Genomic DNA, 24271 nt, shown 5'->3' with positions numbered 1-24271 from the left:
CTTGGCCTTCTAGGCCAAGGGATAACGATTATAGCGACGCCGGGTGCCTTTTCGATATAAATTGATATCGGACGGGCGAATTGGCAACGATAATGACAACGACCGCCACAGCGAAAGAACTTGTTTTGAAAGCATCCGAATTGACCCCGAACGAATTGACTATTCCCGCCCGCCTGGTGATTGCCACGCGCGAGAGCCGTCTTGCCATGTGGCAAGCTGAACATGTGCGCGCGCGCCTGGCCGCCCTGTATCCGCAGTGTAGCGTTGAAATTCTCGGCATGACCACACGCGGCGACCAGATTCTGGACCGCGCCCTGTCCAAGGTAGGCGGCAAGGGCCTGTTCGTCAAGGAGCTGGAAGTGGCGATGGAAGAAGGCCGCGCCGACCTGGCCGTGCATTCGCTCAAAGACGTGCCGATGGAGTTGCCAGAAGGCTACAGCCTGGCCGCCATCCTCGAGCGAGAAGACCCGCGCGACGCGTTCGTATCGAACGACTACGCCAGCCTGGCCGAGCTGCCGCACGGCGCCGTGGTCGGCACCAGCAGCTTGCGCCGCCAGTCGCTGATCGCCGCGCGCTACCCGCACCTGACGATCCTGCCACTGCGCGGCAACCTCGATACGCGTTTGGGCAAACTGGACCGTGGCGATTACGCCGCCATCATCCTGGCCGCCGCCGGCCTGAAACGCCTGGGCCTGGCATCGCGCATCCGCGCCGTGCTGGCGCCGGAAGACAGCCTGCCGGCCGCAGGGCAGGGCGCCATGGCGATCGAGATTCGCAGCGGGCGTCTGGATGGTGCCGACCTGGTGCGCCTGCTGGCGCCGCTGAACCACACGGCCACGGCGCAAGCCGTCACGGCCGAGCGCAAGGTGTCGAAGATTTTCGGCGGCAGCTGCCAGATTCCGCTGGCCGCCTTCGCCACCGTCGAGGGCGAACAGATGCGTTTGCGCGCCATGGTCGCCACGCCCGATGGCGCGCGCATGGCCAGCGCCGACGTGAGCGGCCCGGCCAGCGCGCCGGAACTGCTGGGCGAGCAAGTGGCCGAATTGCTGCGCGGCCAGGACGCCGCCGGCATCCTCGCCTCGTGCGCGGTCACACCCGACAACCATGAAGGCCTGGCGCCGCATGCCTGACAGCGTGGTGATCACGCGGCCCGCGGCGCAGGCGGGGCCGCTGGCCGCCAAAATTGCGGCGCTGGGCTGGCCCGTGACCCTGCTGCCGCTGCTGGAAATCCACGCGCTGGACGGCGAGGACGAATGCGCGCAGCTGCAAGCCGTGCTGGCGCGCCTGACCGGTTACGACCTGGTGGCGTTTGTTTCGCCCAACGCCATCGATTGCGTCTTTGCGCACCTGGCCGCCTGGCCGCCTGGCGTGCCGCTGGCCGTGGTGGGCGAGGGCAGCAAGATGGCCTTGGCCGCGCATGGCGTCACGCACGCCAACGCCAGCATCACCAGCCCGTTTGACACGGCGCGCAGCGATTCCGAACATCTGTTGCTGGCGCTGGACTTGCCGGCCCTGCGCGGCAAGCGCGTGCTGATCGTGCGCGGCGACGGCGGACGCGACTACCTGGCTGACGGCTTGCGCGCGGCCGGGGCGGAAGTCGAGTTCGTCACGGCTTACCGCCGCAAGGTGCCAACGCTGACGCCGGCCTTGCGCGCGACCCTGGAAAACCTGTTGCAGCATAATAATGACTGGATCATCACCAGCTCGGAAGCGCTGCGCGGTTTGCTGGCGCTGCTGGGCGAAATGGGCGATGAAAAGATGGCTGTTGTGAAAATGCAACAGCAGCATTTGATCGTGCCGCACGCGCGCATTGCACAAACGGCGGCGGCCCTGGGTTTTGCCCGTGTCACCTTGACAGGATCAGGCGACGCAGGAGTGCTCGCCGCGTTACAATCACGACCATGAACGAAATGCCTACACTCTCCGAACCGAATGCAACGCCTGGCAGCGCCGTGAAGACGGCGCCGCAGGCGGCCGACCAACCTGCTGGCCGCGTGCCGACCTTGCTCGAACAGCTGCAAAAGCCCATGAGCATCGCCGTCATCGTGCTGGCCGTGCTGCTGGCTGCGCAAAGCTGGTCGACCAGCAAGCAGATCCGCAACCTGCGCGAAGAAGTGGCCAAGCGCCTGCAAAAGGGCGATGTCAGCAACGCTGAAACGGGCGTGCTGGCGCGCAACGTGCAAGAAGGCACGAAAGAGCTGCAAATCAAGGTGGGCGCGCTGGAAAACCGCCAGAGCGAAACGCAAAGCCAGCAGCTGGCGCTGGAACAACTGTATAACGACTTGTCGAAGAACCGCGACGAGTGGGCGCTGACGGAAATCGAGCAAGTGCTGTCGACGGCCAGCCAGCAGCTGCAACTGGCCGGCAATGTGCCCGGCGCGCTGATCGCCCTGCAAAACGCCGACCGCAGCCTGTCGCGTTCCGACAAGCCGCAATTCATCACCATCCGCCGTGCCATCGGGCGCGACATGGAAAAACTCAAGGCCCTGCCCAGCGTCGATTCGACGGGCGTGGCCCTGCGCCTCGATGCCGTGATCGCCCAGATCGACGCCTTGCCGATGCTGTCCGACGAAACGCCGGCCTTGCCGGCCGCGCCGGAAAAGCCGGGCAAGGCCAAGGCCAAGGCCAAGGCCGGAGCCAAGCCCGTGCGCGATGCCAGCGGCAAGCTGGTCGGACCGCCTGAGCCGGAACCGCTGCTGCAAACAGTGCGCGACGGCTTCAATACCTGGAGCGGCGACATGTGGAATGACGTGCGTCAATTGATCCGCATCCGCAGAGTCGATACGCCGGAAGCGCTGATGCTGTCGCCGACGCAATCGTATTTCTTGCGGGAAAACGTCAAGCTGCGCTTGCTGAATGCCCGCATGGCCTTGTTGTCGCGCAATGAAACGGCATTCAGGAATGACCTGATCGCCGCCCAGGATGCGCTGGCCAAGTATTTCGACACCCGCGCCAAGAGCACGCAGACGGCGCAAGCCTTGCTGCGCCAGGTGCAGGGCAGCAACCTGGCCATCGAAATGCCAACCTTGTCCGACAGCCTGGCGGCTGTGCGCAACTACAAAGCGAAGTCCTGAGCCCATGCGTCTATTTCTCTGGTTACTCGCCCTGATGGCCGCGGCGATCGGTATCGCCGTGACGGCCCGTTTCAACCCCGGCAACGTGGTGCTGTTCTATCCGCCGTACCGCATCGATTTGTCGCTGAACTTCTTCCTGCTGCTGCAGGTCGTGCTGTTCGTGCTGCTGTATCTGCTGGTACGCGCCGTGCGCGCCACCGTGCGCATGCCGGCGCAAGTGGCGGCCTACCGCCAGCGCAAGCGTGAGCGCGATGGCAACAAGGGCTTGCGCGAAGCCTTGAAAGCCCTGTTCGAAGGCCGTTTCGGGCATGCCGAGAAGGCCGCCCTGCGCGCCGCCGAGCTGGAAGAAAATGCCGGCCTGGCCGCGCTGATTGGCGCGCGCGCCGCGCACCGCATGCGCCAGTCCGAGCGCCGCGACAGCTGGCTGGCCCGTGTCGAAGGCGATGCCAGCCTGAAAACGGCGCGTTTGATGACGGTGACGGAATTGCTGGTCGATGACCATCAACCGGAAGCGGCCCTGGCGGCCGTACGCGAACTCAATGCCAGCGGCACGCGCCATATCCACGCGCTGCAATGGTCGCTGAAGGCCGAGCAGCAGGCGAAGAACTGGCCGGAAGTGCTGCGTCTCGTGCGTTCGCTCGACAAGCACCGCGCCCTGCATCCGGCCCTGTCGTCGCGCCTGCGCGAGCTGGCCTACGACCATTTGCTATCCGATCCTTCGCATGACGCCGAATCGCTGATGCGCGTCTGGTCCACCGTGCCCAGCAGCGACCGGGTCAAGCCGTATATCGCCTGCCGCGCCGCCACGGCCCTGAATGCGCGCGGCCTGCACGATGAAGCGCGCCTCGTGTGCGAAGAGTCGCTGGCCGCCGACTGGGACGAGCGCGTCGTGCGCGCCTACCGCGAAGCGGCGGCGCCGGCCGGCACGCCGGCCCTGCTGCTGCAGATCGAGCATTGCGAGCAATGGATGAAACAGCGTCCGCTCGATGCGGAGCTGGCGCTGACCCTGGGCACCCTGTGCCTCAAGCAAAAACTGTGGGGCAAGGCCCAGCGTCACCTGGAGCAGGCGTTGTCGGATGCGAACGAGCCGCAAATGGTGCGCGACGCCCACCTGAAGCTGGCGCAGATGCACGATGCCTTGCAGCAGACGGAACAGGCCGCCGCGCATTACCGGCAGTGCGCGCTGGCCACCATCCTGTAAGTCTTGTAGATCATTTCCTCAGACGTAAAAAAGCCGTTCAGTGCAGACTGAACGGCTTTTTTTGTGCGCACTGCATGGCGCAGTGCGCTGCTAACTAACTTACTTCTTCGCTGCGGCAGTGCCTTCGGGCAAGGCATACGCGATCAGGGTGTCGCTCATCTTCGTGCCCAGCGAACCGTGGCCGCCAGCCATGACGACGACGAACTGGCGTCCCGACTTGTTCGACACATAGCTCATCGGCGTAGCCTGGCCACCTGCCGGCAAGCGTGCTTTCCAGAGTACTTTGCCGTTGCTGACATCGTAGCCGCGGATGTAGTAGTCGAGCGTGCTGCTGAGGAAGGTCACGCCGCCACCGGTGGTGACCATGCCGCCCAGGCTGGGCACGCCCAGTGGCAAGGGAATCGGCACGGGGCCGCTGTCGCGCGTGGTGCCGTTCTTGTGCATCCACACTTTTTTCATGGTGCGCAGGTCGACGGCGGCCACATAGCCCCACGGCGGTGCCTGGCATGGGAAGCCCAGCGGCGAAAGGAAGGCCTTGATTTCCACGGCGAACGGTACGCCCGTCTGTGGCTGCAAGCCCATTTCACCGCCCGTGCCGCCCTTGGCCGTCGTTTCGGCGCGTGGCACGAGTTTTTCCAGGAAGCCCATGTAGTCAGGGTTGACGATCAACAACTGGCGCACGGGATCGATGGCCGCGCCGCCCCATTCGAAGATGCCCAAGGGACCCGGCGAGATGACGGCGCCCTTGCCGGCCGTTTGCGGCGTGAACGGGCCTTCATAGCGGCGTTCCTTGAAGATGATGCGGCAGGCGAGCTGGTCGAACGGCGTGGTGCCCCACATGTCCGCTTCGCTGATATTGCGCTCAGGCAAGAAAGTCAGGGCCGAGAACGGCTGCGTGGGCGACAAGGTGTCGCCAGCGGCAGGATTGCTCGTCGGCACAGGTTTTTCCGGCGCCGGCACGACCAGGCTGCCATCGCGGCGGTCGATCACATAGATGTCGCCGCGTTTCGTCGTGGCCACCACGGAGGGAACTTTGCCTTTCGGCGTGTCGATGTCGACCAGCGAAGGCTGGCCGCCGATATCCATGTCCCAGATATCGTGGTGCACGGTCTGGTACACCCAGCGTACTTTACCGGTTGCCAGGTCCAGCGCGACGATGGCGCTGTTGAATTTCTCGCCATTCTTGTTGCGGTTGCCGCCCCAGGTATCGGGGGTTTCATTGCCCATCGGAATGTACACCATGCCCAGCTTTTCATCGATGCTGGCCACGCCCCACGAGTTGGGCGAGTTGTTGGTGTAGTTCTTGCCTTCAGGGAAGGGCTTGGTATCTTCCGGCGTGGCCGGGTCCCAGTTCCACAGCAGCTTGCCGGTGACGGGATCGTAACCGCGGATCACGCCCGATGGCTCTTCCGTTGAATGGTTGTCCGTCACGCTGGCGGCGATCACGGCCACGTTTTGCGCCACGGCCGGTGGGGACGTTGGCATCAGGAAACCGCGCTTGATCATGGCCATGTTTTTATACAGGTTGACGACGCCGTTGTTGCCAAAGCTCTTGCACGACTCGCCCGTATCGGCGTTGACGGCGATCATGGTGCCGTCCATGGTCGGCGCCAGGATGCGGCGCGGGCACTCCATGCTGGCAGCTTCGGGGGCAGGGTTGTTTTTGGCGCGGCCCGCGTTCACGTCCCAGTACGCCACGCCGCGGCAGATCATGTGCTGGTAGCTGGCCGCATCGCGGTTGATCTTCGGATCGTGGCGCCAGATTTCCTTGCCCGTGTCCGGGTTCAGGGCGATGACGATATTGTGCGGCGTGCACAGGTACAGCATGTCATTGACCTTCAGCGGCGTGACTTCATTGGCGATCTCGCCCGGGTCGTTCGGACCCTTGAAGTCGCCCGTGTGGTAAGTCCAGGCTTCTTTCAGGCCGGAAATATTGGCCGGCGTGATTTGCGCAGCCGGCGCATAGCGGTCGCCATAGCCGGAGCGGCCATACGCGGACCAGTCGTTGTGCTCGACGCCGGGAGCGAAATCTCCGCTGGCGGTGGCGGCCATGTTTTCGGCCGGCACCTCGCCATGCAGGTCATGGTAATCCTGGAACAGGGCGATGACGCCGGCGATGACGGTCAGGGCCACGGCGGCGCAGAGCGCCGTCTTGCCTGCCTGCGGCTGTTTCGCTGCACCTGCGGCGGGTGGCGCCAGGCGGCGGCTGACGAAGGGCAGCAGCAGCCAGACGGCGGCGACAAACCAGATGTCCAGGCGCGGCAGCAATTGCCACCAGTCGAATTTCACTTCAATCACGGACCAGATCAGGGTGGCGATCAGCAGCAGCGCCATGAAGGCTTGCGCGCTGCGCTTGCCTTTGAAGACGAGCACGCCTGCGATCAGCATGCCGATGCCGGCCAGCAAGTAGTACCAGGAGCCGCCGAGCGTGGCCAGCCAGATGCCGCCGCCCAGCAGGGCGAGGCCGAACAGAACGAAAATAACGCCGGTAACCTTTAATAAAGGACCGGGCCGGAAAGAGGGAATCATCATATTCCTTTTTGCAAGGATTTATCGGTGGCGCGTTGATGCGCCATATTGAATTCAGGGAAAGCGTCGATTGCAGAATATACAAAGTTTGGAATCACCGGAATGTTGCAGTTTATCAGAATTGGTGATTGTCTTCTGGGCGCGCCCTTTTTTGGCTGGGGCGCTATTTGAATCAAATGCATGCTTCAAATAAGCGCAAATATTATGCTGGAAGAGTGGATTGCCGGGCGGCGCAGCCGTTCGGCGTAGCATATTGCGGAACCTGCGTCATTATGCGAAGACATCGCGGGATGCATGCTAATGAAATTGTTGTTATAAACCGCTGCAATAAATGCAATTCCGATTATAATAACCATGCCTACCGCAGGGTGATATTGAAATGAAAATACACAGATATTCAAGGTATTATCTCTGGCATGGTCGTAGTATTACTTAAGTGTTTCTACTTATTGTTTCCGGCGGCCTGTTTATTCTTGCGCCAGCAGGTTGCGGGGACCAGCGGAGCGTGCATGCCACTGTTGTTGGCTTGTTGCGCAAAACGCCGGCAGGCCGCTGCTGCATCGCACAAGCCGCCTGTACTTCGCTATAATTGCGCGGTTAAAACACCATCCGCTAATGAGGAACCCCATGAGTTTGAATAACGTCTCTTCCGGCCGCGACCTGCCGAACGATTTCAACGTCGTCATCGAAATCCCGATGAATGCCGATCCGATCAAGTACGAAGTCGACAAGGAAAGCGGCGCGATCTTCGTCGATCGCTTCATGGGTACCGCCATGCATTACCCGTGCAACTACGGCTACGTGCCGAACACCCTGTCGCCGGACGGCGACCCGGTTGACGTGCTGGTCATCACCCCGTTCCCGCTGATCCCGGGCGTGGTCGTGCGCTGCCGTCCTATCGGCGTGCTGAAAATGACCGACGAGTCGGGCGAAGACGCGAAAGTGCTGGCCGTGCCAGTCGACAAGGTCCTGTCGATCTACAGCCACTGGCAAAAGCCGGAAGACTTGAACGAACTGCGTTTGCGCCAGATCCAGCATTTCTTTGAGCACTACAAAGATCTGGAAAAAGGCAAATGGGTCAAGATCGACGGCTGGTATGGTCCTGACGTGGCCAAGGAAGAAATCCTGAATGGCGTCGCCGCCTACAAGAAAGATGCTGCCTAAGCATTGATACTGCGTCAGAAGACGGCCGCCCACCCCGGGCCTGGCCTGTTTTCATTCGTGTGCGAGTAAAAAACGCACCCTGCTATGATGGCCGGGTGCGTTTTTTTATGGCCACATGCATCATGCTTGGTGATGGATGGGGTTCTTTTCGCACGCTAAAATAGTTATCAAAAAGTTAATCTCACAGCAAGTTATCCGGGAGGTGATATGCATTCTGACCATTTATTCATGCGCTCGTGGTGGGTGCTGGCCCTGCGTGGCCTGGCGGCGATCGCCTTTGGCGTGATCACCCTGGTGCTGCCGGGTGTGACGGTATTGTCCTTGCTGATGGTGTTTGCCGCCTACGCGCTGCTGGGCGGCGGCGCGTCCGTTGTCGGGGCGTTCAGCAACCGCAAGCATGGCGGCGACTGGTGGGCCTTGCTGCTGCTGGGTATCTGCGGCCTGGCCGTGGGCATCCTGACCATCATCTACCCGCTGTTGACGACGTTTGCCTTGATCGTCTTGATTGGCGTCAATGCGCTGATTTCGGGCGTATTCGATATCGTGCTGGCGATCCGCCTGCGCAAGGCCATCCAGGGCGAATGGCTGCTGGTGCTCAATGCCATCGTTTCCATCGCCTTCGGCATCCTGATCCTGGCATTCCCCGCCGCCGGCACCTTTGCCCTCGTGTGGATGATCGGCGTGTATGCCTTGCTGACGGGTATCTTGTTGCTGAGCTTGGCATGGCGCGCCTACCGGCTGAAAAAGGACGGCGCCTTCGGTGCCGGTGCGGGCCGCTCGGCCGCCTGATCCCGCTGGTGCCGGCATGACGACAGGCGCTCCCCGCCACTTGGCCGGGAGCGTTTTTTCTTATGGCGCCGCCGCGGAGCGAAACGGGCTGTGCTCGTTCAATTCATCGAGGTAGGCATCGATGCCGCCCCGTTCGCGTTCGAGGAAGCGCTGCACGGCGTCGGCAAAGGCCTGGTGCGCCAGCCAGTGGGCGGACCAGGTCTTTTGCGGCAGGAAGCCGCGCGCCATCTTGTGCTCGCCCTGGGCGCCGCCTTCGAAGGTGGCGATGCCGTTGGCGATGCAAAATTCCAGCGGCTGGTAATACGCCGTCTCGAAATGCAGGCACGGCACGTGTTCGAGCGCGCCCCAGTAGCGGCCATACAGGGTGTCCTTGGTATGGATCACCAGCGAGGCGGCAATGGCCCGGCCTTCGCGCTCGGCGATCACCAATAAAATGTTCTGCGGCATGCTGGCACCGATGCGCTGGAAGAACTCCAGGCTCAGGTACGGCGAGGAGCGGTGTTCCGCATAGGTATTGCTGTAGCAGCGGTGGAACAATTTCCAGTCCGCCTCCGTGGCGTTGCTGCCGCGCACCTGGCGCAGGGTCACGCCCGCTTCCCGTACCTTGCGCCGTTCGGCGCGGATATTCTTGCGTTTCTTGGGTTCCAGGGTGGCGAGGAATTGCTCGAAATCCGTGTAGCCGGGATTGAGCCAGTGAAACTGCACGCCACTACGCATCAGATAGCCGGCTTGCTCCAGCTGCTGCGCTTCGCTTTCCGGCGGAAACAGGATGTGGCAGGACGACACGTCGGCCGCTTGCTGCTGCGTCTGCAGAAAGGCCAGCAGGGCCGCGCGCGCCTGGCCATCGCGGGCCAGCAGGCGCGTGCCGCTGACGGGCGTAAAGGGAATCGCGGACAACAGTTTCGGGTAATATTCCAGGCCATGCTGCTGATACGCGTCGGCCCAGGCCCAGTCGAACACGTACTCGCCATACGAGTGCATTTTGAGGTACAGGGGCAGGGCGGCGGCCAGGGTCTCGCCTTGCCACAGCACCAGGTAATTCGGCTGCCAGCCCGTGTCCGCGCTGGCGCAGCCGGACTCGTGCAGCGCGTGCAGGAAGGCGTAGGAGAGGAAGGGATTGGCATCCTGCTGGCTGGCCAGCAGTTCAGACCAGGCCGCTTCGCCAATTTCAGCCAGGGTAGAGACGATAGCCGTGCGATAATTCATTGTTGTAGTGTGCATTCATCACTCTCGGGGCGCCGCCGTCGGCCTGCGCGCCCCTGTCTTGTTTAATAGAACGAAAATATCCATCATCATCATGACAGTCAAAGTCGCAATTGCTCAAATGAATAGTACGGTCGGCGATCTGGCCGGCAACCGTGCCAAGATCTTCGACCTTTCCCGCCGCGCCTTTGAAGCGGGCGCCGATATCGTGCTCACGCCGGAATTGTCGCTGGTCGGCTATCCACCCGAGGACTTATTGCTGCGCAATGCATTCTACGCAAAAACGCAGGAAGCGTTTGCGGGGCTGGCCGCGGATCTGGCCCAGTTCACCGATTTGCATGTGGTGGTGGGCTTGCCCCTGCAGGACGAGAAGGGCGTGCGCCACAATGCCGCCTCCGTGCTGGTCAATGGCGAAGTGCTGGGCACCTACCGCAAGCACGACTTGCCGAACACCACCGTGTTCGATGAAAAACGTTACTTTACGTCGTCGGATCAGGCTTTCGTGTTTGGCGTGAAGGGCGTGCGTTTCGGCATCAATATCTGCGAAGACACGTGGTTCGAGCACGCGCCGATGCGCGCCCGCGCGGCCGGCGCGCAAGTGCTGCTGGTGCCGAACGGCTCGCCCTATCACATGAACAAGCAGCATCTGCGCTATGAAACCATGCGCAAGAACGTCAGCGCGCAAGGCATGGCCCTCGTGTACGCCAACCTGGTCGGTGGCCAGGATGAGCTGATTTTCGACGGCGACTCGTTCGTCATGGACGCGGCCGGCACCATTTGCGCCCAGTTGCGCCACTTCGAGGAAGACTTGCAGATCGTCGAGTTCGATGGCGCCACCCCCGTGCCGCAGCCGCTGGCCACGCCGTTGACGACGGAGGCGCAGGTGTACCAGGCGCTGGTGCTGGGCGTGCGCGACTACATAGTCAAGAACGGTTTCCCGGGTGTGCTGATCGGCATGTCGGGCGGCGTCGATTCCGCGCTGACGCTGGCCATCGCCGTCGATGCGCTGGGCGCCGACAAGGTGCGCGCCGTGATGATGCCGTCGCAATTTACGGCCGATATCTCGTGGATCGATTCGCGCGACATGGTAAAACGCCTCAATGTGCGCTACGATGAAATTCCGATCAAGCAAACCTTCGACGCCTTCCGCGCCACTTTGGCTACCGAATTTGCGGGACTGGCGGAAGACGCGACGGAAGAAAACATCCAGGCGCGCATCCGCGGCACCTTGCTGATGGCCCTGTCGAACAAGCATGGCAGCATCGTGCTGACGACGGGTAACAAGAGCGAGATGGCGGTCGGCTATTGCACCCTGTACGGCGACATGGCGGGCGGCTTTGCCGTCATCAAGGATATCGCCAAGACGCTGGTGTACCGTTTATGCGCGTATCGCAACAGCGTGTCGGACGTGATCCCCGAGCGCATCCTGACGCGCGGCCCGTCGGCCGAGTTGCGCGCCGACCAGCTGGACCAGGATTCCTTGCCGCCGTATGACGTGCTCGACGGCATCATGCAGCTGTACATGGAAGAAAACCGGCCGATCGCCGAGATTATCGAGGCTGGCTACCCGCCGGCCGATGTGGCCCGGGTCACGCGCCTGATCAAGATCAATGAATACAAGCGGCGTCAGTCGCCGGTGGGCATCCGCGTCACGCACCGTGGCTTCGGCCGCGACTGGCGCTACCCGATTACCTCGAAGTTTTACGAGTAAGGCGGCGTTCCGTTAAGCCAGCTAATGAAGAACTGACGATTACCAATTAGGAGAAAGCCATGAAACAGATTACCGCCATCATCAAACCATTCAAGCTCGACGAAGTACGCGAGGCCCTGGCCGATGTGAACGTGACGGGCTTGACCGTGACGGAAGTGAAGGGCTTCGGCCGCCAGAAGGGCCATACCGAGCTGTACCGTGGCGCCGAGTACGTGGTCGACTTCTTGCCGAAAGTCAAAGTCGAAGTGGTGGTGGACGACAGCGTGTCGGAACTGGTGGTCGACGCCATCATCAAGGCGGCCCGCACGGGCAAGATTGGCGACGGCAAGATCTTCGTGCGCGACGTGGAGCAGGTGATCCGCATCCGCACCGGGGAAACGGGTCCAGACGCGGTGTAAGTCTGGGTCAACAATGTTGTCGGATTACGGCTCTTCGAGCCTAATCCGACCTACGTGTAGCAAGGTGTGTCATGCCGTAGGTCGGCTTAGCGCGCCAGCGCGTAAGCCGACGCTGCTGAGCCACCAAAGCTGCCGGATTGCACAGCAGCGCGCTTCACCGCCCCAGGCGCATGTCGAATTTCCAGCATATCAAGCGCAGAATCGTGATGCCGCTGGCGCTGGTCCACAGCGCGAAGTCGTGCTGGGCGCCGAAGTGCATTTGCAATAAATAAGCCCAGCAGCCGAAAAACGCGCAGATGGCGTACGGTTTGCCGTCGCGAAACACCATCGGCACTTCGTTGCAGACGATGTCGCGCATCACGCCGCCAAAAATCCCCGTAATCACCCCCATCATCGAGGCGATGAAGATCGGCATGCCGGCGCGCATCGCTTCGGCCACGCCGGCGATGGCGAACATGCCCAGGCCGATGGCGTCGGCGATGACGATCAGGCGTTCCGAGACGATCTGGCGCAAATGCTGGATCAAGGGCGCGGCCGTCAGGGCCAGCACGAAAATGAGAATCGCGTATTCCTGGTGCGAGACCCAGAACAGGGGCCGCTTGTCGAGCAGGATGTCGCGCAGGGTGCCGCCGCCGAACGCCGTGATGAAGGCCACGACGAACACGCCGACGAGGTCCATGCGCTTGCGGCGCGCTTCGATGAAGCCGGAAAACGCGCCCACCAGGATGGCGATGACCTCGATGATCTTGATCAGCGAGCCAGGTGGCAATTGGGGTGGCATCATGGGGGGAGCGCGTGCACGAGACGCTAAGCAGGAAATAATTGTCACAGGTTAACATGACACGGCCCCGAATGGTGACAAACGGGGCCGTGTGCAGGGTGTAACTTGTGACTGAATGGTGATTTCTTGCTGGCAAGCTCAGCGGATGGGTTGCAGGGCCGCGGAAAGCAAGACCACCAGCGCGCCATCGCCCCCTTCGGAACGGCGCGCCTGGCAAAAGGCGACGACTTCATCCTTTTGCACAAGCCAGCTGTGCACCATCGATTTCAAGACCGGTTCCTGGCCTTTCGAGCCAAAACCCTTGCCATGGATCACGCGCACGCAGCGCAGCTTGCGCCGCGTCGCCTGGTTCAGGAAGGCGCCGATGCCGTCGCGCGCCTCGTCGCGGCGCAAGCCGTGCAAGTCGAGCTCATCCTGGATGGGCCAGTGGCCCTTGCGCATCTTCTTGACCACGTCCGGTCCCACGCCGGGGCGGGCGTAGTTCAGGGCCGGATCGTTTTCCAGGTAATGGTCGACCTCGAACAAGTCCGACAGCGACTCGCGCAGCACGGCCGCATGGTCCTCTTCGGGCGTCAGCTTGCGCGCCGGTTGCTGGGTCGCCATGGCACCCGCCTTGGGCAGGCTGGGCACGTAGCGGTCCGACTCGGGCAGGCGCTTGACGCCGCCGATGCTGGCCTTGAACAGATTGCTTTCCACGGCCTGCACCTTGACCTGCTGGGCGCGCTCAGCCGCGGCTTGCGCGCGCGCATCGGCCTGCTCCTTGAGCTGCTTGCTGACCGCTTTCAGGTCGGCAAAGTCTTTCATCGACGCCATGCGACGCTTACTCCTGGCCTTCCAGGTAGCGCTGGGCGTCCAGTGCTGCCATGCAACCGGTGCCGGCGCTGGTGATGGCCTGGCGGTAGATATGGTCTTGCACGTCGCCGGCGGCGAACACGCCCGGCGCGCTGGTGGCGGTGGCCATGCCTTCCAGACCCGTCTTGGTCTTGATGTAGCCGTTGTGCATGTCCAGCTGGCCTTCGAAGATGCCCGTGTTCGGCTTGTGGCCGATGGCGATGAACACGCCGTGCACGTTCAATGCTTCGACCTTGCCGTCGATGGTCGACTTGATGTTCAAGCCCGTCACGCCGCTGTCGTTGCCCGTCACTTCATCCAGGGTGTGGTTATATTTCAACACGATCTTGCCTTCGGCAACCTTGGCGTTCAGGCGGTCGATCAAAATGGCTTCGGCGCGGAACTTGTCGCGGCGGTGGATCAGCGTGACTTTATTGGCGATGTTCGACAGGTACAGCGCTTCTTCGACGGCCGTGTTGCCGCCGCCGACGACGGCCACTTCCTGGTTGCGGTAGAAGAAGCCGTCGCAGGTGGCGCAGGCGGACACGCCCTTGCCCATGAATGCCGCTTCGGATGGCAGGCCCAGGTATTGCGCGGATGCGCCCGTGGCGATGATCAGCGTGTCGCACGTGTATTCGTGGCTGTCGCCCTTCAGGCGGATCGGCTTTTCATTCAGGAAGGTGGTGTGGATATGGTCAAACACGATTTCCGTATTGAAACGCTCGGCGTGCTGCAGCAGGCGCTGCATCAGGTCCGGGCCTTGCACGCCCATCGGGTCGCCGGGCCAGTTTTCCACGTCCGTGGTGGTCATCAATTGACCGCCCTGTTCCACGCCGGTGACCAGCATCGGGTTCAGGTTGGCGCGGGCGGCGTAGACGGCGGCGCTGTAGCCGGCTGGGCCGGAGCCGAGGATCAAAACGCGGGCGTGTTTGGTAGTGGTCATGGGAGGCTTCTCTATGAGTGGGGTCTGTCCGAATTGGGGGCATACGCGCGAAGAACAAGGGCGTATTGCGCTTGCGCAAGCAATCCACGATTATAGACCAAGCCGCCTGTAGCGACGAATCGTGGGGCCGTCCGGGGCATATATGGCTTAGAATACTTCCTTATTATGGGAAATTCCCTTTCAGAAACATTTATCACCTTGCAGCGCTTCCCAGAATGACTAAACCAGCCCAGGCCAATCAAAATAGCTACACCCGTAAACCGGTCGAACGCCGGCCTCTGCCGAACCGGCTGGTGCGGCTGCTGTCCGAGGCGCGCTGGTTCGCGCTGGCCGCGTTTGCCCTGTATTTCGTGCTGATACTGGCCAGCTTCAACAAGCTCGACCCTGGCTGGTCGCACGCGACCTCCGTCGACAAGGTGGCCAACCTGGGCGGCAAGCTGGGGGCGACCTTCTCCGATTTGTTGCTGTATATCTTCGGCTTTTCCGCCTGGTGGTGGTGCATCTGGCTGCTGCGCACGGTATGGAATGGCTATCGCCGCCTGAGTAAGCGCTTCCTGCTCGAAGAGGAAGAGGGGGAGCGCGAGCACCATGTCGAGATGCTGATCCGCATCGTCGGCTTCTCCATCATGCTGATCGGCAGCATGGGCCTGGAATACCTGCGCATGGCGAAAAGCCTGCACGTGCAGCTGCCGCGCGAGCCGGGCGGCGTGCTGGGCCAGCTGGTGGGCCACTCGGCCCACGTGGCCTTCGGTTTCACGGGTGCCACCTTGCTGTTGCTGCTGCTGTTCGGCCTGGGTTTCTCCCTGTTCTTCCACGTCTCCTGGTTGCAAGTGGCCGAGCGCATCGGCGGCGCCATCGAAGACGCGTTCAACTGGTTCGTGCTGCGCTACCAGGACCGTGAAGACCGCCGCCAGGGTGAAGTGGCCGCCGTGCGCCGCGACGAAGTGGTGGTCATCGAACGGGCCAAGCACGTGGAAAAGCACGTCGCCGCGCCGCCCGTCAAAATCGAGCCGCAGGTGGTGACGGTGGTGAAATCCGAAAGAGTGGAAAAGGAACGCCAGGCGCATCTGTTTGAAACCCCCGGCGACGGCAAGCTGCCGCCGCTGTCCCTGCTCGACGAGGCGCCGCCCGTGGTGGAAACGGTATCCGTGGAAACGCTGGAATTTACGAGCCGCCTGATCGAAAAGAAATTGTCGGACTTTGGCGTGGATGCCAAGGTAGTGGTCGCTTACCCCGGCCCTGTGGTCACGCGCTATGAAATCGAGCCGGCCACGGGCGTCAAAGGCAGCCAGATCGTCGGCCTGGCGCGCGACCTGGCCCGTTCATTGTCCCTGACGTCGATTCGTGTGGTGGAAACCATTCCCGGCAAGAACTACATGGCGCTGGAATTGCCAAACAGCAAACGCCAGATCGTGCGCCTGACGGAAATCCTCGGCTCCAAGGTCTACAACGATGGCGTGTCCAGCCTGACGATTGCGCTGGGCAAGGATATCGCCGGCAAGCCCGTCGTGGCCGATCTGGCCAAGATGCCCCACTTGCTGGTGGCCGGCACCACCGGTTCCGGTAAATCCGTGGGCATCAATGCGACGATTTTGTCGCTGCTGTACAAATCCGACCCGCTCGACGTGCGCCTGATCCTGATCGATCCGAAGATGCTGGAAATGTCCGTCTATGAAGGCATTCCGCACTTGCTGGCGCCCGTCGTGACCGACATGCGCCAGGCGGGCCACGCGCTGAACTGGGCCGTGAACGAGATGGAACGCCGCTACAAGCTGATGAGCAAGATGGGCGTGCGTAACCTGGCCGGCTACAACGCGAAGATTGCCGACGCGAAAAAGCGCGAAGAACACATCCCGAATCCGTTCAGCCTGACGCCGGACTCGCCGGAACCACTGGATAAACTGCCGACCATCGTCATCATCATCGACGAGCTGGCCGACTTGATGATGGTGGTGGGCAAAAAAGTCGAGGAATTGATCGCGCGTATCGCGCAAAAGGCGCGCGCCGCCGGTTTGCACTTGATTCTGGCCACGCAGCGCCCATCTGTAGACGTGATCACGGGCTTGATCAAGGCGAATATCCCCACGCGTATCGCCTTCCAGGTCTCGTCGAAGATCGACTCGCGCACGATTCTTGACCAGATGGGCGCGGAAGCCTTGCTGGGCATGGGCGACATGCTGTACATGCCGCCCGGCACCGGCTTGCCGATGCGCGTGCACGGCGCGTTTGTGTCCGATGAAGAAGTCCACCGCGTTGTCAGCTATCTGAAGCTGCAGGGCGAACCGAATTACATCGAGGGCATCCTCGAAGGCGGCACCCTGGAAGGCGACGGCGCCGAAGGCGGCGCGCCGGGCGAGGGTGGCGGCGAGGCCGATGCCCTGTACGATCAGGCGGTGGCGGTGGTGCTGAAAAACCGCCGCGCCTCGATTTCTCTGGTGCAGCGTCATTTGCGCATCGGCTACAACCGCGCCGCCCGTCTGCTCGAGCAGATGGAGCAGAGCGGGGTGGTATCAACCATGCAATCCAATGGCAACCGGGAAATCCTGGTGCCGGCGGCGAGTAGTGAACAAGGGTAAAACAGAATGAAGAACACGACTTTCGCAACAAAAATGATCATCGGCGCGGCCAGCGTCGCCTGCAGCCTGCTGTTCGCGGCCAGCGCCTCGGCCAGCGCGCTGGAGCAGTTCAAGAGCTTTGCCGCCGGCACCAAGTCGGCCAAGGGCGAGTTCGTGCAGCGGCAAGTCAAGAAGGCGGACGCCAGCGGCAAGGCGAAAGTATCGACCCCCGCCAGCGGCACGTTTGAATTCGCCCGTCCAGGCAAGTTCATCTGGACCTACCTGAAACCGTACGAGCAATTGCTGCAAGCCGATGGCGACAAGCTGTATATCTACGACAAGGACTTGAGCCAGGTGACGGTCAAGAAACTGGGCGACGCGCTCGGTTCCTCGCCAGCGGCCATCTTGTTCGGCAGCAACGACCTGGAAAAGAATTTTACGTTGGCCGAAGCGGGCACGCGCGATGGGCTGGAATGGCTGAAAGCCACGCCGAAAGCCAAGGACACGACCTTCGATGAAATCACCATCGGCCTGCGCAATGGCGTGCCCGAAGCGATGGAATTGCGCGACTCGTTCGGCCAGACGTCGGTGCTGGCGTTCAAGAATTTCCAGAAAAATCCTGCCTTGTCCGCGAACCATTTCAAATTCGTGATGCCAAAAGGCGCAGACGTCATTAATAACTGATTGTTGACCTCCTGTTGTTGACCGGCCTCGCAGCGATGCGGGGCCTTTGCATTCTTACCCGGTACATATTATGGCGGATCTCTTTTCCACCGCACCGCGCCAGCCGCTGGCCGAAGCCTTGCGCCCCAGCACTCTCAACGAAGTCATCGGCCAGACGCATCTGCTGGGCGTGGGCAAGCCGCTGCGCCTCGCGTTCGAGGCGGGCAAGGCCCATTCGATGATTCTGTGGGGGCCGCCCGGCGTGGGCAAGACGACGCTGGCGCGCCTGATGGCGAACGCTTTCGACAGCGAATTCATCGCGCTGTCGGCCGTGTTTGCCGGCGTGAAAGATATTCGCGCCGCGATGGACCAGGCGCGTCACAGCCTGGACCAGTTCGGCAAGCACACTTTGTTGTTCGTCGACGAAATCCACAGGTTCAACAAAGCAGTCAACTACTTTATAAAACAAAGGCTTAGAAAGCTCATTGTGCAAATAATTGTGCTTACCTCTGGTTCAGTGGAGGTAAAGCATGGCTGATTTGTTCTCTCAAAAGCCTGTTGCACCACTCGCTGAAGCCCTTCGCCCCAAGACCTTGGATGAGGTTGTAGGACAGTCCCACCTGCTCGGAGAAGGTAAGCCTCTGAGACTGGCTTTCCAGTCGGGCCAGCCACATTCCATGATCTTCTGGGGGCCGCCTGGGGTGGGTAAGACGACCTTGGCACGCCTGACAGCCTCAGCGTTCAAATGCGAGTTTATAGCCCTCTCAGCCGTGTTCTCAGGCGTTAAAGACATTCGTGCCTCAATGGAGCAGGCAGAGCAAAATTTAGCTCTTGGTAAGCACACAATCCTGTTCGTAGACGAAATTCACAGGTTCAATAAGTCCCAGCAAGATGCCCTTCTTCCGTACGCGGAAAGCGGCTTGGTGACGTTCATTGGAGCTACGACAGAGAACCCTTCCTTTGAAGTCAATTCGGCCTTGTTGTCGCGTGCTCAGGTCTATGTTCTGAAATCGCTCACCGACGAAGAACTGAGGCTGTTGCTAAAGCGTGTTCAAGAGGAAAAGTCTCTTGGTGATCTCAAGTTTGAAGAACAAGCAGTTGATACTCTGATTGGCTATGCAGACGGGGACGCAAGGCGGTTCTTGAACTTATTGGAGCAGACCAATACAGCAGCTAAAACCTCTGGCATAGCTACTGTTACCGCTGACTTTCTTCAAAATGCTCTGACCTTGAATAGCCGCCGTTTCGATAAAGGCGGGGACAATTTCTATGACCAGATATCGGCTTTGCACAAGTCGGTGCGTGGCTCTAATCCTGATGCGGCTCTCTACTGGCTGACAAGAATGTTGGACGGTGGTGCTGACCCTCGCTACCTGTCCCGGCGAATTGTTCGCATGGCTTGGGAAGACATCGGCCTAGCCGACCCCAGGGCCATGCAGATTGCCAACGATGCAGCGTTAACGTATGAGCGCCTTGGCAGTCCAGAAGGGGAGTTAGCTTTGGGCCAGGCAGTCATCTATCTGGCAGTTGCTGCTAAAAGCAATGCTGGCTACAACGCATACAACCAGGCTAGGGCGTTTGTAAAGAAAGACAAAAGCCGTGAAGTGCCCGTTCACTTGCGTAATGCTCCGACTAAGCTCATGAAAGAACTTGGCTATGGGCATGAATACCGATATGCTCACGACGAACCTAATGCTTACGCTGCGGGAGAAACTTACCTTCCTGACGGCATAGAGGAACCAGGTTGGTATCAACCCGTCCCAAGGGGGTTAGAGATCAAGATTGGTGAAAAGCTGGCCGTGCTGAAAAAGTGGGATAAAGAAGCAGGGAAGTAAAATTTTACCAAAAAATTTAAGAAAAAAAATTCTGGCAAAAATTGCCAACGATTATATAAGAAAATAAATTCATGCCAACACTACAATGGGTCGGAAAGAGTGCAGTTGTCAATCATCACCATGACGTGCCTTTCCGATTGCTTAATAAAAAATATAGCTTTTCAGGAAGCTGTGACGCACAAAAGAACTCTGTCAACAATCGAATAATTCATGGCGATAATCTTGAAGTTCTCAAAAGCTTGCTGCCTGAATTTGAAGGTAAGGTCAACTGTATCTACATTGACCCACCATATAACACCGGCAATGAAGGTTGGGCTTACAATGATGCCGTTAATCATCCTAAAATCAGAAAATGGCTTGGCGAGGTTGTAAAAAAAGAAGGTGAAGATCTGAGTCGCCATGATAAATGGCTTTGCATGATGTATCCTCGCCTTAAGTTATTGCATAGGCTCTTAGCTCAAGATGGAGTGATTTTCGTTAGTCTAGATGATAACGAGATTTTTCATTTTAGATTGATGTTAAATGAGATATTTGGCGAGTCTAATTTTTTGGCCCAAATCATTGTCCAATCTAATAAGCGTGGGCAAACCTATAAGCAAATTGCCAAGACTCATGAGTATCTACTTTGTTTTGGTAAGAGTGCCTTGTCGGAACTCGGTGAGCTATCAACGGAAGGTACGAATCTACCTGAGAAAGACAATTTTGGTTCTTACTCATCAAGAGAGTTACGAAACCGTAATCCTAAATTTGGTCGATTCAACCGTCCCAATCTTTTTTACCCTATTTATGCTCGTCCTGGCGTGGTTGACGAGAACGGCAACTACTTGGTCACGTTAGAAGAACATCCCGACTCTTTCAAGATTGAACCACATAATAGTGAGGGTGTTGAGAGTTGTTGGCGGTGGGGTAAGGATAAATTCACTCTTAAGACAAAAGCGGGTACAACAGAATTTTTGTATGCTCGACAAACTCGTGAAGGTGCTTGGCGTGTGTTCGAGAAATATAGGAAAGAAACGGTTAAGGCGAAGTCAATTTGGACCGAAACAAAATATATTAGTGAGCAAGGAACAACCGAACTTGGACGTCTTGGCCTTGCCTCGAGATTTGAATTTCCTAAGCCTGTAGATCTTATTGTTGACTGTTTGGAACTTTGCGATAACGATGAAGCCATCGTTATGGATTCATTCGGTGGCAGTGGGACTACTGCGCAGGCAGTCTTGAAGTTAAATGCGCAGGACGGCGGTAATCGGCAGTTTATCTTGTGTGAAATGATGGATTATGCTGAAGAAGTTACAGCAGAGAGAGTGCGCCGCGTAATCAATGGGTATGGAGAAGGGGTTAAGTTTGTTGCTGGCACTGGCGGTGGTTTTGAATTTTATGATTTGGGTCTGACTTTATTCAAGGAAGATAAAAATATCAATGAAGAAGTTGGTGTGAGCACCATTAGAGACTATGTTGCCTATACGGAAAGCATTCCTTCAGAAACGCGGTTTGATCAACTGAATGTTGTGAGTCCATATGCTCTAGGTGTTAGAGATACTGCCCTATGTATTTTTTACTATGAAAAGGATAGGGTAACTGCTCTTGATCTAGATTTTCTTGCTTCTCTCGGTATTAAGAATCTATCGTCTCGGCCTGAACAGTTCGTAATTTATGCCGACAAATGCGCCTTGGATAAAGACTTTCTCTACAAACACTCGATCACGTTCAAGCGCATTCCACGCGACATTACGCGATTCTAAGAAGAATAAGATATGGAACTCAAAGATTATCAAGCTGATGTACTGAACGATCTTAGCAAATATTTAGATACCCTTCTTGAAAGCAAGGGGCATCTTGCTAAATCTTTCACCAATTTTTGGCAGGATCGGGGCGTACTCAATCAAGTATATAAAAATAACATTAAAGAAGTTCCTCATGTCTGTGTAAAGGTGCCAACAGCTGGTGGGAAGACCTTCATTGCAGTGAATGCATTGGACAGAATTTTCTCTGCTTTTGCAGAATATAATCCCACACGCCCTAAATTTGTGGTTTGGTTGGTCCCATCGCTGACGATCTTGGAACAGACCGTTAAGAACTTGGCGAACATTGATCATCCATATCGCCAGCGGTTAAATGATCTCTTCAATGGACGTGTCCAAATTTACGAAAAGGCTGATGTGCTTCAGGGGGCAGGCTTCAATGCAGATACTGTACGAGAGCAGCTTTCCATCGTAGTCATGTCGTTTGACTCGCTCAAAGCGACGAATAAGGAAAATCGCAAGGCATTCCAAGAGAACGGCTATCTTGCTTCGTTCTTGAACGATGACAGCGAAGTAGTAGAGCCCTTGGAGGGAACCGATCCTTCCGCGCTCATTAATGTGATGCGAAGCCTCAAGCCCGTTGTGGTGGTGGATGAAAGCCACAATGCTGAAAGTACTCTTTCGGTGGACATGCTTCGTAACCTCAACCCAAGCTTCATCTTTGATCTCACAGCTACACCAAGAGACAACAGCAATATTATTAGTTATATAGATGCACTGAGGCTTAAGAAGCAGAACATGGTCAAGCTTCCTGTGATTGTAGCTAATCAACGAAGTCAAGAAGATGTGATTATGGCAGCGCTTAATATGCGTCGCCAATTAGAAGAGTTTGCCAAGAGGGCTGAGAAAAATGGCGGAGGTTACATCCGTCCTATTGTTCTATTTCAGGCCGAACCAAAGAATAAAGACGATACGACTACCTTTGAGAAGGTGCGGAAAATTTTACTTGACCTAAATATTCCACCTGATCATATTGCGATTAAAACGGCAAACGTCAATGAGTTGAAGAACGTAGATTTGATGGATCGTAGTTGTCCGGTGCGATACATCATCACCGTCAATGCCCTGAAGGAAGGTTGGGATTGTCCGTTTGCATATGTCCTGGCGACGTTGGCAAACAAGTCCTCAGTGGTGGATGTGACGCAGATTCTTGGCCGGGTTTTGCGTATGCCTTACACGCGCAAGCATAGCGTAGAACTGCTTAATCTGAGCTATGTCTTCACCTCGTCAAGTCAGTTCCAAAGTACCTTGAGCCAGGTTGTGGCTGGTCTGAACAAGGCTGGATTTTCCAAGCGTGATTATCGTGAAGTGGATCTGACAGCGCTTACTTCGGAAGAGCCGCCAACGCATCCGACTGGCACTCAGGAGCAACTTGACCTCACTGGGCAACCTTCTGATGCAACTAATCCCGATGAGACTGCTGCGGCCTCGGAAGAAGCCAATATAGACGTTGATAAGAGCAAGCTTAACCAGAACTGGGAAGAGCAGGCTGTCCAGCAAGCAGCGGTTGCTTCAGGTGTAGCGCTGGAGACTGCCGGTGCTGTGATTGGTCAAACGGCTATTGCTGGCGCAGGAGATGGCACAGGCGTTGAGGAAATTAAGGCTCAAGCGGTGGCTCAAGCTAAACAGTTTGAGCAGCAGGCAGACGCGGCCACTGGCGATAGCTCACCTGAAGAACTCAAAGCGCACATGAATGAGCATAAAATAAAACCAGTATTTGAAGAGTCAGCACAGGCCATTAAATTACCTCAGTTTTTCATCAAACTTCCTTCTGAGGGGGGATTCTTTGACACTGGTGACGAGTGGCATAAACTGGCTAAAGAGAACTTGTTGTCCAACTTTTTGCTTGCGAATTTGGACGCCACAATAAACTTCACGGCTATTGAATCTGATGTCTATGCGGTTGATGCAGAAGATATCGGAAATGGTGAAAGTGCCCTTGCCTTTAAAGCGGTAAAGAAAGAACAGAAGGATCGATTCAATAGTATCATCAAGAGCCAGCCTCTTTCTGGACAAGTTACATCCATCGTTGGCCGGTTATTCAGTCTTCTTGGAAAGAATTATTTTTATCCAATTGAAGATAACGATGTAAAACACTATCTCAAACGAATTGTTGAGGTTATGAGTGCTGAACAGCGGTCGGATTGCCTTGAGCGAGACTATGCCTATGTCAAGCTTATCAAAGAAAAGATCCAGAGCCTAGCAAACGAGTATGCGGCGAAGGAATTTGGTCACTGGTTGACCACTCAAAAGATTACGCTTCGTCCCGCGTTCTCGTTCTCAGCAACTATCATGCCTAGCGAGAACGCCCCGGCCATCAGCAAGAGCTTATATGTTACAGAAGCTGGCGTGAACGGCTTGGAGTCTAAAGTCATCCGTAGCGTGGCGGACCTAGAAAATGTCGTCTGGTGGCACAGAAATCTTGAGCGAGGCAAGGGTTTTTTCATTAATGGCTTCCTGAACCACTATCCTGACTTCGTGGTGCTTACTAAGAACAAAAACATCATTATTGTAGAAACGAAAGGTGATGATCGGGATAATTCGGATTCTAAGGATAAGTTAAAGTTGGGCCAAATTTGGCAAGCACAAGCTAATCAAATTACGCACGAAACAGGATACCGTTATCACTACATGATGGCCTTTGATAATAATCGCATTGACGGAGGGTATTCCGTTGCCGAACTTCTTAAACTCGTAGAAGCACTGTAACAGGACGAAAGCACCCGGTTGGGTGCTTTTTTAATTTGCAGAGGTCGCTTACGCGTTGAAGAATAACCAAATACCAGAAGAAA

19 protein-coding genes are annotated in these 24271 nt (G+C 57.8%); 14 read left to right on the top strand and 5 right to left on the bottom strand.

The features are described 5' to 3' along the window. Window positions 1-125: 125 nt before the first annotated feature. From hemC to ACP7DW_RS25660, 4 genes are read left to right on the top strand one after another with little or no spacing between them, the layout of a single operon-like run. Complete coding sequence (hemC, locus tag ACP7DW_RS25675) at window positions 126-1130, top strand: hydroxymethylbilane synthase (protein ID WP_426057316.1); 1005 nt, start codon at window positions 126-128, stop codon at window positions 1128-1130. Next, window positions 1123-1905 (top strand): uroporphyrinogen-III synthase, encoded by a 783-nt coding sequence (locus tag ACP7DW_RS25670; protein WP_426057342.1) that lies wholly within the window; start codon window positions 1123-1125, stop codon window positions 1903-1905. The genes hemC and ACP7DW_RS25670 overlap by 8 nt, the downstream gene beginning before the upstream one ends. After that, a complete protein-coding gene (locus ACP7DW_RS25665) occupies window positions 1902-3074 on the top strand; it encodes a uroporphyrinogen-III C-methyltransferase (protein WP_426057315.1) in 1173 nt (390 codons plus the stop codon). Before ACP7DW_RS25670 ends, ACP7DW_RS25665 begins: the two co-directional genes overlap by 4 nt. A gap of 4 nt (window positions 3075-3078) precedes the next feature. After that, window positions 3079-4275: a heme biosynthesis protein HemY gene (locus ACP7DW_RS25660; protein WP_081344819.1), complete on the top strand. Its 1197-nt coding sequence runs from the start codon at window positions 3079-3081 to the stop codon at window positions 4273-4275. Between the two features lie 99 nt (window positions 4276-4374). On the opposite strand, the gene ACP7DW_RS25655 is transcribed toward ACP7DW_RS25660, so the two are convergent. Continuing rightward, a complete protein-coding gene (locus ACP7DW_RS25655; protein ID WP_426057314.1) occupies window positions 4375-6804 on the bottom strand; it encodes a membrane-bound PQQ-dependent dehydrogenase, glucose/quinate/shikimate family in 2430 nt (809 codons plus the stop codon). Window positions 6805-7431: 627 nt separating this feature from the next. Here ACP7DW_RS25655 and ppa point away from each other — a divergent pair. Continuing rightward, on the top strand, window positions 7432-7968 hold the full coding sequence (gene ppa, locus ACP7DW_RS25650) for an inorganic diphosphatase (protein WP_426057313.1): 537 nt from the start codon (window positions 7432-7434) through the stop codon (window positions 7966-7968). A 207-nt stretch (window positions 7969-8175) separates the two neighbouring features. Then, a complete protein-coding gene (locus ACP7DW_RS25645; protein WP_426057312.1) occupies window positions 8176-8757 on the top strand; it encodes an HdeD family acid-resistance protein in 582 nt (193 codons plus the stop codon). Between the two features lie 60 nt (window positions 8758-8817). On the opposite strand, the gene ACP7DW_RS25640 is transcribed toward ACP7DW_RS25645, so the two are convergent. Next, the gene (locus ACP7DW_RS25640; protein ID WP_426057341.1) at window positions 8818-9963 is read right to left on the bottom strand and encodes a GNAT family N-acetyltransferase; all 1146 of its coding nucleotides are present in this window, start codon (window positions 9961-9963) and stop codon (window positions 8818-8820) included. Window positions 9964-10054: 91 nt separating this feature from the next. Here ACP7DW_RS25640 and ACP7DW_RS25635 point away from each other — a divergent pair, with 91 nt between their 5' ends. Continuing rightward, a complete protein-coding gene (locus ACP7DW_RS25635) occupies window positions 10055-11671 on the top strand; it encodes an NAD+ synthase (protein ID WP_426057311.1) in 1617 nt (538 codons plus the stop codon). A 59-nt stretch (window positions 11672-11730) separates the two neighbouring features. Further along, entirely contained in the window at window positions 11731-12069 is a 339-nt protein-coding gene (locus ACP7DW_RS25630; protein ID WP_034758685.1) for a P-II family nitrogen regulator, read from the top strand. Window positions 12070-12223: 154 nt separating this feature from the next. Here the strand turns inward: ACP7DW_RS25630 and ACP7DW_RS25625 are convergent, their stop codons facing one another. The 3 genes from ACP7DW_RS25625 to trxB form a co-directional block, all read right to left on the bottom strand. Next, window positions 12224-12853: a trimeric intracellular cation channel family protein gene (locus ACP7DW_RS25625; protein ID WP_071078511.1), complete on the bottom strand. Its 630-nt coding sequence runs from the start codon at window positions 12851-12853 to the stop codon at window positions 12224-12226. 135 nt (window positions 12854-12988) lie between these two features. Continuing rightward, complete coding sequence (locus ACP7DW_RS25620) at window positions 12989-13663, bottom strand: Smr/MutS family protein (protein ID WP_426057310.1); 675 nt, start codon at window positions 13661-13663, stop codon at window positions 12989-12991. A 7-nt stretch (window positions 13664-13670) separates the two neighbouring features. After that, entirely contained in the window at window positions 13671-14624 is a 954-nt protein-coding gene (gene trxB, locus ACP7DW_RS25615; protein ID WP_141172421.1) for a thioredoxin-disulfide reductase, read from the bottom strand. Between the two features lie 215 nt (window positions 14625-14839). Here trxB and ACP7DW_RS25610 point away from each other — a divergent pair, with 215 nt between their 5' ends. The 6 genes from ACP7DW_RS25610 (at window position 14840) to ACP7DW_RS25585 (ending at window position 24188) form a co-directional block, all read left to right on the top strand. Beyond that, entirely contained in the window at window positions 14840-17200 is a 2361-nt protein-coding gene (locus ACP7DW_RS25610; protein WP_426057309.1) for a DNA translocase FtsK, read from the top strand. Between the two features lie 6 nt (window positions 17201-17206). Beyond that, entirely contained in the window at window positions 17207-17863 is a 657-nt protein-coding gene (gene lolA, locus ACP7DW_RS25605; RefSeq protein ID WP_257224860.1) for an outer membrane lipoprotein chaperone LolA, read from the top strand. Between the two features lie 70 nt (window positions 17864-17933). Continuing rightward, the gene (locus tag ACP7DW_RS25600; protein WP_426057308.1) at window positions 17934-18380 is read left to right on the top strand and encodes an AAA family ATPase; all 447 of its coding nucleotides are present in this window, start codon (window positions 17934-17936) and stop codon (window positions 18378-18380) included. Then, entirely contained in the window at window positions 18373-19677 is a 1305-nt protein-coding gene (locus tag ACP7DW_RS25595; RefSeq protein WP_426057307.1) for a replication-associated recombination protein A, read from the top strand. The genes ACP7DW_RS25600 and ACP7DW_RS25595 overlap by 8 nt, the downstream gene beginning before the upstream one ends. A 71-nt stretch (window positions 19678-19748) precedes the next feature. Further along, window positions 19749-21419, top strand: a complete 1671-nt coding sequence (locus ACP7DW_RS25590) for a site-specific DNA-methyltransferase (RefSeq protein WP_426057306.1) — start codon at window positions 19749-19751, stop codon at window positions 21417-21419. A 12-nt stretch (window positions 21420-21431) separates the two neighbouring features. Further along, entirely contained in the window at window positions 21432-24188 is a 2757-nt protein-coding gene (locus ACP7DW_RS25585) for a DEAD/DEAH box helicase (RefSeq protein ID WP_426057305.1), read from the top strand. The last annotated feature ends 83 nt before the right edge of the window (window positions 24189-24271 follow it).

Source organism: Janthinobacterium sp. PSRC1-1, from assembly GCF_049897525.1.
Taxonomy (GTDB): Bacteria; Pseudomonadota; Gammaproteobacteria; order Burkholderiales; family Burkholderiaceae_D; genus Janthinobacterium; species Janthinobacterium tructae.
Note: the sequence above shows the minus strand (reverse complement) of the source record. Positions and strands in the feature narration are given on the sequence as shown.

Coding starts and splice junctions, on each gene's coding strand:
- trxB (WP_141172421.1), bottom strand. CDS start 14,624: ATGACCACTACCAAACACGCCCGCGTTTTGATCCTCGGCTCCGGCCCA.
- ACP7DW_RS25635 (WP_426057311.1), top strand. CDS start 10,055: ATGACAGTCAAAGTCGCAATTGCTCAAATGAATAGTACGGTCGGCGAT.
- ACP7DW_RS25645 (WP_426057312.1), top strand. CDS start 8,176: ATGCATTCTGACCATTTATTCATGCGCTCGTGGTGGGTGCTGGCCCTG.
- ACP7DW_RS25670 (WP_426057342.1), top strand. CDS start 1,123: ATGCCTGACAGCGTGGTGATCACGCGGCCCGCGGCGCAGGCGGGGCCG.
- ACP7DW_RS25640 (WP_426057341.1), bottom strand. CDS start 9,963: ATGAATTATCGCACGGCTATCGTCTCTACCCTGGCTGAAATTGGCGAA.
- lolA (WP_257224860.1), top strand. CDS start 17,207: ATGAAGAACACGACTTTCGCAACAAAAATGATCATCGGCGCGGCCAGC.
- ACP7DW_RS25595 (WP_426057307.1), top strand. CDS start 18,373: ATGGCTGATTTGTTCTCTCAAAAGCCTGTTGCACCACTCGCTGAAGCC.
- ACP7DW_RS25600 (WP_426057308.1), top strand. CDS start 17,934: ATGGCGGATCTCTTTTCCACCGCACCGCGCCAGCCGCTGGCCGAAGCC.
- ACP7DW_RS25660 (WP_081344819.1), top strand. CDS start 3,079: ATGCGTCTATTTCTCTGGTTACTCGCCCTGATGGCCGCGGCGATCGGT.
- ACP7DW_RS25655 (WP_426057314.1), bottom strand. CDS start 6,804: ATGATTCCCTCTTTCCGGCCCGGTCCTTTATTAAAGGTTACCGGCGTT.
- ACP7DW_RS25585 (WP_426057305.1), top strand. CDS start 21,432: ATGGAACTCAAAGATTATCAAGCTGATGTACTGAACGATCTTAGCAAA.
- ACP7DW_RS25665 (WP_426057315.1), top strand. CDS start 1,902: ATGAACGAAATGCCTACACTCTCCGAACCGAATGCAACGCCTGGCAGC.
- ppa (WP_426057313.1), top strand. CDS start 7,432: ATGAGTTTGAATAACGTCTCTTCCGGCCGCGACCTGCCGAACGATTTC.
- ACP7DW_RS25630 (WP_034758685.1), top strand. CDS start 11,731: ATGAAACAGATTACCGCCATCATCAAACCATTCAAGCTCGACGAAGTA.
- ACP7DW_RS25610 (WP_426057309.1), top strand. CDS start 14,840: ATGACTAAACCAGCCCAGGCCAATCAAAATAGCTACACCCGTAAACCG.
- ACP7DW_RS25625 (WP_071078511.1), bottom strand. CDS start 12,853: ATGATGCCACCCCAATTGCCACCTGGCTCGCTGATCAAGATCATCGAG.
- ACP7DW_RS25620 (WP_426057310.1), bottom strand. CDS start 13,663: ATGGCGTCGATGAAAGACTTTGCCGACCTGAAAGCGGTCAGCAAGCAG.
- ACP7DW_RS25590 (WP_426057306.1), top strand. CDS start 19,749: ATGCCAACACTACAATGGGTCGGAAAGAGTGCAGTTGTCAATCATCAC.